11 protein-coding genes are annotated in these 9,090 nt (G+C 60.0%); 5 read left to right on the forward strand and 6 right to left on the reverse strand.

Annotation, left to right across the window (positions count from 1 at the left end):
* Window positions 1-43: 43 nt before the first annotated feature.
* Window positions 44-430 carry a nuclear transport factor 2 family protein gene (locus J2R80_RS13580; protein WP_038383547.1) on the reverse strand — a complete coding sequence of 129 codons (387 nt, stop codon included), beginning with the start codon at window positions 428-430 and terminating at the stop codon, window positions 44-46.
* A gap of 305 nt (window positions 431-735) precedes the next feature.
* The gene (locus tag J2R80_RS13585) at window positions 736-2,184 is read right to left on the reverse strand and encodes a histidine kinase (protein ID WP_309143754.1); all 1,449 of its coding nucleotides are present in this window, start codon (window positions 2,182-2,184) and stop codon (window positions 736-738) included.
* Between the two features lie 108 nt (window positions 2,185-2,292).
* On the opposite strand from J2R80_RS13585, the gene J2R80_RS13590 reads away from it, so the two are divergent.
* Window positions 2,293-3,474 carry a DnaB-like helicase C-terminal domain-containing protein gene (locus J2R80_RS13590; RefSeq protein ID WP_253638715.1) on the forward strand — a complete coding sequence of 394 codons (1,182 nt, stop codon included), beginning with the start codon at window positions 2,293-2,295 and terminating at the stop codon, window positions 3,472-3,474.
* A gap of 1,325 nt (window positions 3,475-4,799) precedes the next feature.
* Here J2R80_RS13590 and J2R80_RS13600 read toward each other — a convergent pair.
* Together J2R80_RS13600 and J2R80_RS13605 are read right to left on the reverse strand one after the other, a co-directional pair.
* On the reverse strand, window positions 4,800-5,102 hold the full coding sequence (locus tag J2R80_RS13600; RefSeq protein ID WP_076829481.1) for a HigA family addiction module antitoxin: 303 nt from the start codon (window positions 5,100-5,102) through the stop codon (window positions 4,800-4,802).
* Between the two features lie 19 nt (window positions 5,103-5,121).
* A complete protein-coding gene (locus tag J2R80_RS13605) occupies window positions 5,122-5,403 on the reverse strand; it encodes a type II toxin-antitoxin system RelE/ParE family toxin (protein ID WP_253638716.1) in 282 nt (93 codons plus the stop codon).
* A 430-nt stretch (window positions 5,404-5,833) separates the two neighbouring features.
* Between J2R80_RS13605 and J2R80_RS13610 the strand changes: the two genes are divergently transcribed.
* The 4 genes from J2R80_RS13610 (at window position 5,834) to J2R80_RS13625 (ending at window position 7,147) form a co-directional block, all read left to right on the forward strand.
* The gene (locus J2R80_RS13610) at window positions 5,834-6,256 is read left to right on the forward strand and encodes a hypothetical protein (protein ID WP_253638717.1); all 423 of its coding nucleotides are present in this window, start codon (window positions 5,834-5,836) and stop codon (window positions 6,254-6,256) included.
* Window positions 6,257-6,322: 66 nt separating this feature from the next.
* Window positions 6,323-6,511, forward strand: a complete 189-nt coding sequence (locus tag J2R80_RS13615; protein WP_141342594.1) for a hypothetical protein — start codon at window positions 6,323-6,325, stop codon at window positions 6,509-6,511.
* 3 nt (window positions 6,512-6,514) lie between these two features.
* On the forward strand, window positions 6,515-6,838 hold the full coding sequence (locus J2R80_RS13620; protein ID WP_076829473.1) for a hypothetical protein: 324 nt from the start codon (window positions 6,515-6,517) through the stop codon (window positions 6,836-6,838).
* Window positions 6,839-6,907: 69 nt separating this feature from the next.
* Complete coding sequence (locus tag J2R80_RS13625) at window positions 6,908-7,147, forward strand: hypothetical protein (protein WP_158074211.1); 240 nt, start codon at window positions 6,908-6,910, stop codon at window positions 7,145-7,147.
* Between the two features lie 897 nt (window positions 7,148-8,044).
* On the opposite strand, the gene J2R80_RS13630 is transcribed toward J2R80_RS13625, so the two are convergent.
* Both J2R80_RS13630 and J2R80_RS13635 read right to left on the reverse strand, forming a co-directional pair.
* On the reverse strand, window positions 8,045-8,224 hold the full coding sequence (locus J2R80_RS13630) for a hypothetical protein (protein WP_076829470.1): 180 nt from the start codon (window positions 8,222-8,224) through the stop codon (window positions 8,045-8,047).
* An 88-nt stretch (window positions 8,225-8,312) separates the two neighbouring features.
* Window positions 8,313-9,059 (reverse strand): Crp/Fnr family transcriptional regulator, encoded by a 747-nt coding sequence (locus J2R80_RS13635; RefSeq protein WP_253638718.1) that lies wholly within the window; start codon window positions 9,057-9,059, stop codon window positions 8,313-8,315.
* Between the last annotated feature and the right edge of the window lie 31 nt (window positions 9,060-9,090).

Consider the following 9,090-nt stretch of genomic DNA (forward strand, 5'->3'; position numbering starts at 1 on the left):
CGAAGGATGTCGAGCTTCGCCGAGCTACCCGGGGCCATCGGAGCTACATTGTGCCGACGCGCTCGACGAGGTGGGCCCGTGAGGGCGAGGGGGCAAACCCCTCAGCGAAATATTGCGTTTCGTGGGCAACCAGCCCGTCGCGGAATTCCATGATGCTCACCACGTAGGACGGTTTGTCGTCATAGGTGAGGAGGTACTCTGTGATCCAGAGATCGCCGCCGCCGATCATGCGATGGATCGTGAATCGCTTCTTATTCGGCTGGACCGTGCGGCTTTCCTGAATGCTGCGCCGGCCACGGATCCGCTCACCCGACTGCGGATAATCGAGCACCGCATCCGTGGCGTAGATCTCATGCTCGCGCTCGAAATCGCTCGCATCTGACGCCTCCCAGTGGCGCTGCAGCGCCGTGCGTACCGCTCGATCGTCCATCGCAATCTCCCGGCTGCGCCCCGCGCGTTACTTCGCAACGTTCTGGCCGCGGTGGCAAGGGGAATGTGGCGCCGCCGCCACGGTGATGCGAGAGCGACTTCGTCATTCCCGACTAGGCAATTGCACAACTGAGGGCTCACGAAACGCACGATGGCAGGTTCGATCCCTGTCCTCACCTCCAACTTCGCGTCACCTACTCAGCGGCACCGGAAAGAGGGTGGCCGAAGCTGTCCACGGTGGCCTCGGCGGCGCCTTCGGGCTGAGGAGATCACGCCGCAAGGCGACGGGCTGGTGGATTATCTAAGCTATGAAGGCAAACGGGTTCGGATTGTGTTTGTATTCGATGCCCTTGGCAAGATTTCGCATATGCGGTGCGCCCCGTCCTCGCGGTGATGACGCGTCCTCATCGCGCAACATGGTTCTGGAGTGGAATCCGGCAACGCACGATGGTCTGGCCTTGCTCGCGCACCAGCTGCAGCGTTCCGTCGAAAGAGCGCGCGCACCCGTTCGTGCATGCCGGTCAGGCCTCTCCCAAAGTTCAGGTCCGGCGGCAGGCCAATGCCGTCGTCCGAAATCTCGAGCTGAATTTGATCGCCGTCGACGATCGCGGCGACGCCCATCGTGGTCGCGTGAGCGTGCCGGAGCGCATTGGTCACTCCCTCCTGGATAACGCGGTACGCGGTTTGCGAGAGCAGGGCATCGAGCTCATCCAGACGATCGTCGAGCCGGGATGTCACGCGGAGGCCGGGCGCCTGGGATCGGGCGTTTCGCAGCAACGTCTGTACGCTTGCGGCTAATCCAAGATCCGCAACATAAAGCGGGCTCAGTCCCTCGAGGACGCGCCTATTCGCCTGTTGCAAGGCTTCGGCTGCGCTGAGGATGCCATGCGCCGGCGAACCCGGCTCGGGCGGGCCCTCCGCCTCGGGATCCGACAGCGCGGTAGCGTTGGCGCGGATCGCGAACAGAAGCGGGCCCATCTCGTCATGTAGCTCCCGGGCGAGTTCGCGGCGCTCCTCGTCCTGCACGGCGACGATCTTGCGCAGCAGGTTCCGATTGTCTTGGCTAAGCCGCCTCAGCGTCACTGCAAGCTGATTGGCTTCCGCACAGCTCTTGCGGATCTCCGGAGGGCCGGCCAGCGGAATGGCGGCATCATAATCGCCGTTTCGCATCCGGGTCAGTCCGGCGCCGAGTTGAGCCAGCGGCCGAAGCGCCGCGCCGGTCGTGAAATAGGCGCTCAGCGCGGCGAGCAGCATCAGCGCCGAGCTCGACGAGACGATCGCAACGAAGCCTGCCCATTTCTCCTCGATGTCCGGCGACAGGTCGGGACTGAAGACGATGTCCCCGACATGCGTCGCTCCGATCCTGATCGGATGCGTGGAGCCGAGCTCCGGAACCTCGAGCAGGGCAGTGAACCACGCGGGAATGTTGCCGTGGTGGCGGTCCGCCGCGCTGCGCTGCGGCCGCGTTCCAGGCGGCACGAATGCGATGGTCTCGGACCTCCCGAGCTTGTCCGCGAATGCGTCGAGGGTTTGCGGCGGATTGCCGGCGACTGCGAGCGCGGCATTCAGCGCATTGGCCACCAGCTCGGCGGAGCGCGCGGCCTGGGCGTTCTCATTCTCGAACTGCTCGGGGGAGACGATCTGCAGGGCGAGGCCGCCGAGCAGCAAGGCGCCGACCACCATCGCGGCCATCGGCAGCAACAGCCGGGCACGAAGTGAGAGGTGGTTCCAGAATCTGTTCCAGAGTCTTGCCACGTCGGGCTCCGTTCAGCGATTCTTGACGAAAGCCATCATCGGCGACGCGATGCAGGCGCTCAACGACACGCTGCGCGGATGGACCCGCGGCGATCCGGCTTCAAAACGATGGACCAGATCAGCACCCGCGTTGTCGACAAGATGGCGCGCCCGTATGCCGGCCAGAAGCCTGAAGGCTTGATGGCAATGGGGCTAAGGGACCTCGATCATGTGCTCGATGGCGGCTTCATGCCCGGCGATCTGGTCGTCATGGCGGGACGTCCGGGGATGGGCAAGACGCTGGTCGCCAGCAGCATGTCCAGGCAAACGGCGCGTGCAGACGTGGCCGGCGGCTTCTACTCCATGGAGATGCCGGACGAGCAGGCAATGGCGCGGCTTCTGGCTGACGCCAGCTTTGGCCGATCGTCCCTTCAGCGCATCCCGTCGGGACATATTCTAAAGGGTCGACTGTCGGAATCTGACGTCAACATGGTGCGGCTCAGCGATCTCCCGCTCTACATCGACGATACATCCTCGCTTTCCGTTGGCGAGGTGAGCGCCAGAACCAGAAGTCTCGCCGAGCGGGCGCAGCGGGAAGGGCGCCGGCTGGGCTTCATCGTCATCGACTATCTGAAGTACCTGAAAGCGTCATCCCAATATCGCGGCCAGCGTCGCTATGAGATCGGTGAGATCTGCGGTGGTCTGAAGTCGCTGGCCAAGGAGCTGAATATCGTCGTCATCCTGCTCGCGCAGCTCAATCGAGAAGTCGAGAAACGAGATGACAAGCGGCCACAGCTTTCCGATCTGCGTGAGAGCGGCGACATTGAGGCCGACGCCGACACGGTGCTGTTTCTCTTCAGGGAGGAATATTACCTGTCCAAGCTCGAACCGAAGCCGGGCACGCCCGAGCACATGGAGTGGCAGACGAAGATCGAAAGCTGCCACAACCGCCTCGAGATCATCGTTGCGAAGCAGCGAAGCGGGCCCACTGACTCGTCAGGGTATTCTGTGACCCCGCAGCATCAGGCTATGCCCTCGACTTGGTCGCGACGATCACGCGCCTGCAGGCATCGTCGCCGACCAAGCTGGCGGTGCGCTACCCTCTGGGTGCCGAACCGCGCGATCGCGACCAACATCTCCAAGCCGGTGCAATGCGACATGATGCCGATCAAGCGGGCAGGTGGGTGGTACGAGGCGCGGGGCGCGACGATGGAGCGGGCGGTTGATCTCGCTGCGTTCAGGATACATCCCGGCGCGACGATGCTTTGGCATGATGATGTTCTGCGGAGATGGCGAGATCAGGCAGCGTGACAAATGCATAGCGAAAGTGTCATTAGGAGACGAATGAGTATTTTGAACCGTTTGAGCATTTTTGAATGAAAACAATTATTTACGCGTGTAACGTGGGATATAGAAAGCCGGCGCTGCCCCTAGTATTTATTCCTCATCACCGCACGGCTTTGGGTATCTATCGGTGATGAGATCGCCGTCACCGCGCTCCCGCCTTCTTGCAACGGAAAGGAGTGCGCTGTGGTCATCAAGCGTCGCAATCGAACGAAACATACCAAGACATTCGAAGAGAGATTGGCCGAGGAGGCCGCTCGCTTCAGGGTCGCTGCTGCGCAGCTCCCGCCGGGCACTCAGCGCGAGTTATATCTCCGCCGAGCGCGTCAGGCCGAAACGGCAGCCCATATCAACGAGTGGCTGACGTCGCCAGGGCTACAGCCGCCTAAGGCGCTCGAGGACGTACACATGAGGAAGTAACATGACCCCCAGAGAACGCCGTGACATGCCGTGGATTATTGGAGCTGCCACTTTGGTTTTTGTCCTGTCGATCGTCGTTGGCGGCATGACGTACTTCCGGTAGACAGCCGGCCTTGTGGAGCGAGATCCCCAGTGGATTGACTTTTGCAGTCGTAGCCAATATTCGCCCGCAAATCAGCTTGAGTGAATAGATGCGCCCGGCCGCTCCCGTCCGGGCGTCTCTCGTGTGTGCCGAGCATGACCGGCAGCTTGGAGGTGGAAGTCCTCTATCCAGCCTGATGACGGCGAAGGATTAGCGAAGCGCAAGGGCGTCATCGCGAGGTGGGGTCTGAAGGAAGCGTGGAGCAAAGCCGCGGCCCGATGGACAAAAACCGGATAACGAGGCCTACCCGGCCGGACGAGCGAGCACGTGATCGCGAAGTCCACGGTCGTCAAGGGCCGGGGTGGTAAATCCGGCGGGCGTGCGGCGAAGGCGGTCGATCTTACCTCGGGAGATCTGCGCTGCGTCTCGGCAACGAGACTGAGGTCGTCGTAAGGCGATCTGACCGCAGTGCAGAAGTCAGCAGAGGGCATAGTAGGCGGAACGAGTTTCGCCGAAGGCCTGAACGCTGGAAGTGACGAGTAGATGCAGCGATATCGCATCGGCCATGCGACTGAATTCCGGGCAACTGGCCTCGGAACGGCGGGAAGGGGTGAAACCCTGACTGACGCTGATCAGAGGAGTCGAAGCTGGCGCGACGATTGCTGACACCCAAACTACGGCGGCAACAGAACAACTCTTGCCGCTTAATCCAGCGAACCGCCGTATACGGACCCGTATGTACGGTGGTGTGGGAGGGGACGGGCTGCGAGGCTCCCCCCTATCCCGATTTTCACGCAGCTTTCGCGTCGATCGGTTTGATCTTTTCCAGGTCGCTGCCAAGTTCTTGTTCGGCTATCTGCACGTCATAGGCATTCTGCAGGTTCAGCCAAAGCTGAGCAGAGGTTTTCAGCGCCTTGGACAGGCGAAGAGCAGTGTCCGCGGTAATCGAGGTCTCCTCGTTCGCAATACGCTCAATCCTGGTACGGGGAACGCCGCAAACCTTGGCGAGCGCACCGGCCGAAATGTCGAGCGGGATGAGAAATTCCTCGCGTAGCACCTCACCGGGGTGCATTGGGGGCAGTTTCTTTGCCATATGACCCTCCTTGGTCTGGCTAGTGGTAGTCAACGAACTCGACCCCCATTGGACCTTCAGCGGTCCATGTGAAGCAAATGCGGAACTTATTGTTCACGCGGATGGAATATTGCCCCTTGCGGTCGCCTTTCAGGGCTTCAAGGTGATTGCCGGGAGGGGCCAAAAGGTCGTCTAGGTTCACAGTTGCGTTCAGATACTGGAGCTTACGGCGAGCTACCTTGAGCAGATCGGCCGGAAAGCCTTTCTTGGCTTTGCCGTTGAAGGCTGCTTCGGTCAGCTCGTCGTTGAAGCTCTTGATCATGATCGGAGTGTATCATGCGGTGATACGTCTCGCAAGAGGTTTGTATCATAATATGATACGTTCTGTAGATCCGCAAGTTTTCCGATGGCGGAAATCCTCCTACCGAATAGGTGGGAGCCGCGGGATTACTACGCCGCTCTGGAGTGCGCTTGAGGCCGGGTGTCGGCGCGCGATCGGGATTTGGCATCGTCGAGCCGGCAAGGATGACGTTTGCCTGCACTGGGCGGCCTCGTCGGCATTCGAGCGGCCCGCAGGGGCGCAAAGCGATCTTTTCATTCGGTTCAAGAACGGGGCGACCTGGCAGGTCGTCGGCTCGGATAGCTATAACTCGACGTCGGGTCTCCTCCAGCCGGTGTGACATTCTCCGAATGGGCGCTTGCGAACCCAGCAGCGTATGCGTATCTCGCCCCGATCCAACCACGCCAAGTCGATGCTGGACGTGGCGCGCGAGAGCTCTGACTGGTTCGCGCAGGTTCTGACTGTCGACAACACGGGCACGATCTCGCGTGAAGCCGTTGAGATCCAGCGCAGGGAGTATCACGGTATCTACAGCGACGAGGCCGGCGATGCGCTGATCGAGCAGGAATATTTCTGTCCTTCGAGGCTGCGGTTCTCGGGCTCCTATTGGGGCAAGCAGCTCCGAGAGGCAGAGCAGGGCGGCCGGATCCTCGATGTCGCGGTGAATCGCGATCTGCCCGTGAACGCGGCGTGGGATATCGGTGTCGACGATGCGATGGCGATCTGGTGCTTCCAAGTCTATTTCATGTTCCTGGCCCGGTGCTCCATGCGATCCCGGCGCTCAAGAGCTTCTACGCTGAAGCCAACACGTTCTGGGGCAAGGTCTAGGCAGTAGACTTGTAAGCGCGGAGCCACAGCCGGATGGGCGCTCACGGGGCGTTCGGTCGCGGTGCTATGGGGCTTGTTCCTGACCGGCATCGGGACCGTATTTCAGTGGCTTGATCCAATTGCCGCAGCGCTTGGCGATCCTGATCTGAAGGCCCAAGTGATGGAGGCGCTGGAGGACAACCCGCAGTACCTCGCTTACGTGTTGATGGGGATCTCAGCCATCACTATCGCGGCTCGGCTTCGATCGGTTGGGAAGGCCTGATCGATGTTGGAGACCGTCATTGGATGGTTCTTGAAGGGGCCGCTTGACCGCATCTTCAGTACCGTGGACAACGCGATTAACAATGAGACGACCCGAGAGCAGGTCAAGGCCGATCTCGCGAAGTCCTACCTCTCGTCTCAAGTCGCTATTTTAACCGGTCGCGGATGGTGGTTGCCACTACTGTTCATCGTGCCAGCAGGCTTCTGGTTTGCTGCTGTATGCGTCTATTCAGTCCTTTGGTGCAAGGCATGCGCCTTTCCACAGTCGTGGACGATTGCGGCGCTTCCCTCCCCACTGGATCAATGGATGGGAGCCATCTTTGGCTAGCTGTTCATCGCCAAAGCTGGCGGCGAAAATTGTCGCGCGACTTAAGCGGTAGGGCAATGCGAAGTGGACTTGGCCCAGGAGCTATTGAAACTCGGCCCTGCGGGCCTGATCTGCGTCATTCTTGTGTACTCGCTTTACAAGTCCGAGCAACGCGAAGCGAAGAAGGATATCCGAATCCAGCTGCTCGAAAACCAGCTGACCGAAAGCTATGACAAGCGCGTGTTGGCTGCCGATCGCCTCGCCGAAGCCATTCACAGCACGCGTACCGCGTTGGAAGCCCTGACCTCAGAGATACGGGCAAAGCGATGAACCAGATCATCAATCAGTTTCGACGCATCTTCGCCGGCGACGGGCCGCGGGGACAAAGATTTCACCCAGCAGGAAGAGCGGTTGAAGAAGGCTCAGGATGAACTGAAGGAAGCATCCGCTTCATTGGCGCGAGCCGCTAACCATCTCGCCGACTTCATCAAAGCCAGGATGTGATGGAGTTCCAGCCTTCATGATCGTTCTCTCGGTTCTCACCATCGCCATCGCGTTCAGGAGTGGCGCGAGTGGCGAACGAATCCGCCTGATCTTCTGGACAGGCGGTACTCGGCCTGATGCCTTCACGCCTGTTTCCCTCCCTAGACTTTCCCAGCGCCCTTTCGTTCACGCCGAGATGTTGAGGAAGTTACGACCTTGCCCCCGGGTGTGATTCTGATGCTGTGCCCATTAGGGCAGCTGAGATCGGATATCGTCCGGGACGCGAAGGCAAGCGTTGCTGCCGAAAGGATCAACGCTAGCTCGCGACAAATCGGGCACAGATACTTTTTGTCTGTAGGCGGTATTGGCGACGCCATCGGGCTCTCCGCCAAAACACTGCCGGGAAAACGCAGGTTAGGATTGCGGGTTCCCGTGCTGGCTCTCCTCTTGCGGGAAAGGATCGTGCGTTTTGCGGCCGAGGAAGGTGTCAGGCGGAGGTAGTTTTTAATAGTTCAGCCGCCTTTGCAATGAGTTCGCGGACGAATGCGGTCTGCTTGGATATTTGGGCGGCTTCATCGTGAACCCGATGAACAGGTTGGATTGGCATGGCTGTGCTCCTTGGCTTTGCAGGCGGGAGCGCTCTCGGTCTCTCAGCCACCGACGCCTACGGGCAGAGCCTTGGCCGGTGATAACTCATCAACGGCGCTGGAGCGATTTTGCTCAATAGTGAACATAAGCTGGCGCCTAATCGGCGTCGGGCTCTTCTTTGTGCCTCGCCACAGCTTCATTAACTTTGTGGCGGTCGAGCCGATCTTCGGGGGAGAGCATCGAGACAGGGCGCCAGATGCTAACGTTGATCTCCAAGTTTGAATTACGTGGCTTCGTGGCCCACTCCCACCATTGATCAAATGCGTCTTTGGTCACTCACGACTCCTGCGACATTGCCGGGTGCGTCCGGTTCTTGATCTTCCCCTGCCTGGATATGGTTCGGGCCGGCGCTGCCTAGGCCGGTTCACTCGGCTGCCAATATGATCGCGCGCGGACTTGGGACTTTTAGCGCATGGAGATAATCGGCGCTGAACTCGGCCACCGTTTCGAGCTCCTCGCGCCGAAGCACGTAGGCGATTTGTCCGCGCCAATCGAGCAATCCCATCTTTCTCAGTTCCTGAACTGTGCGATTGACATGGACGGTTGAGAGGCCACAGGCATCCGCAAGGTCTTGCTGCGTTAAAGGAAGACGGAAAGTGTCGTTGTCGAGCAAACCCACCATCTCAAAACGGGTGGCAAGCTCGCAGAACAGATGCGCGACTCTTGGCAGCGCCGCCCTTGAGCCCAGGTTTTCGACCCATTCTCGGTAGATCGCTGCATGGATAAGGGTCTCTCGCCAAAATGCGTTTGTCAGCCCCGGAGATTCCTTCAACATCCGCCGGAGATGCGAATGGGATATGAAGGCCACAGTCGAGGTCCCCTCGCTGCAGAGATCGTGATCCAAAACGGGCAGATGCAGCGTATGGAGATCAGGTACGTCCCCCGGTACGTAGATGGACGATATTTGATTGCGTTCGGAAACAACCCTTCGACGCGACAGCATTCCAGTCATCACGACGGCACAATGCACGGGCACGTCGCCTTGCTGTGCGACGCGGTCGCCGTCTCTAAATGTTTTGATGATGTGAGGCATCTGCTGGAGCCGAACCTTGTCTTGCTCGGACAGCTCAACGACGGACAGCAAACGCGCGATTAGCTTGACATGCGGCATCAGACACTCCCTCCCCTTCGCAGGCGGGAGC

The sequence above is a fragment of the Bradyrhizobium sp. USDA 4541 genome, assembly GCF_024171085.1.
GTDB lineage: Bacteria > Pseudomonadota > Alphaproteobacteria > Rhizobiales > Xanthobacteraceae > Bradyrhizobium > Bradyrhizobium australafricanum.

Coding starts and splice junctions, on each gene's coding strand:
- J2R80_RS13580 (WP_038383547.1), bottom strand. CDS start 430: ATGGACGATCGAGCGGTACGCACGGCGCTGCAGCGCCACTGGGAGGCG.
- J2R80_RS13590 (WP_253638715.1), top strand. CDS start 2,293: ATGGACCAGATCAGCACCCGCGTTGTCGACAAGATGGCGCGCCCGTAT.
- J2R80_RS13600 (WP_076829481.1), bottom strand. CDS start 5,102: ATGGCAAAGAAACTGCCCCCAATGCACCCCGGTGAGGTGCTACGCGAG.
- J2R80_RS13605 (WP_253638716.1), bottom strand. CDS start 5,403: ATGATCAAGAGCTTCAACGACGAGCTGACCGAAGCAGCCTTCAACGGC.
- J2R80_RS13610 (WP_253638717.1), top strand. CDS start 5,834: ATGCTGGACGTGGCGCGCGAGAGCTCTGACTGGTTCGCGCAGGTTCTG.
- J2R80_RS13620 (WP_076829473.1), top strand. CDS start 6,515: ATGTTGGAGACCGTCATTGGATGGTTCTTGAAGGGGCCGCTTGACCGC.
- J2R80_RS13635 (WP_253638718.1), bottom strand. CDS start 9,059: ATGCCGCATGTCAAGCTAATCGCGCGTTTGCTGTCCGTCGTTGAGCTG.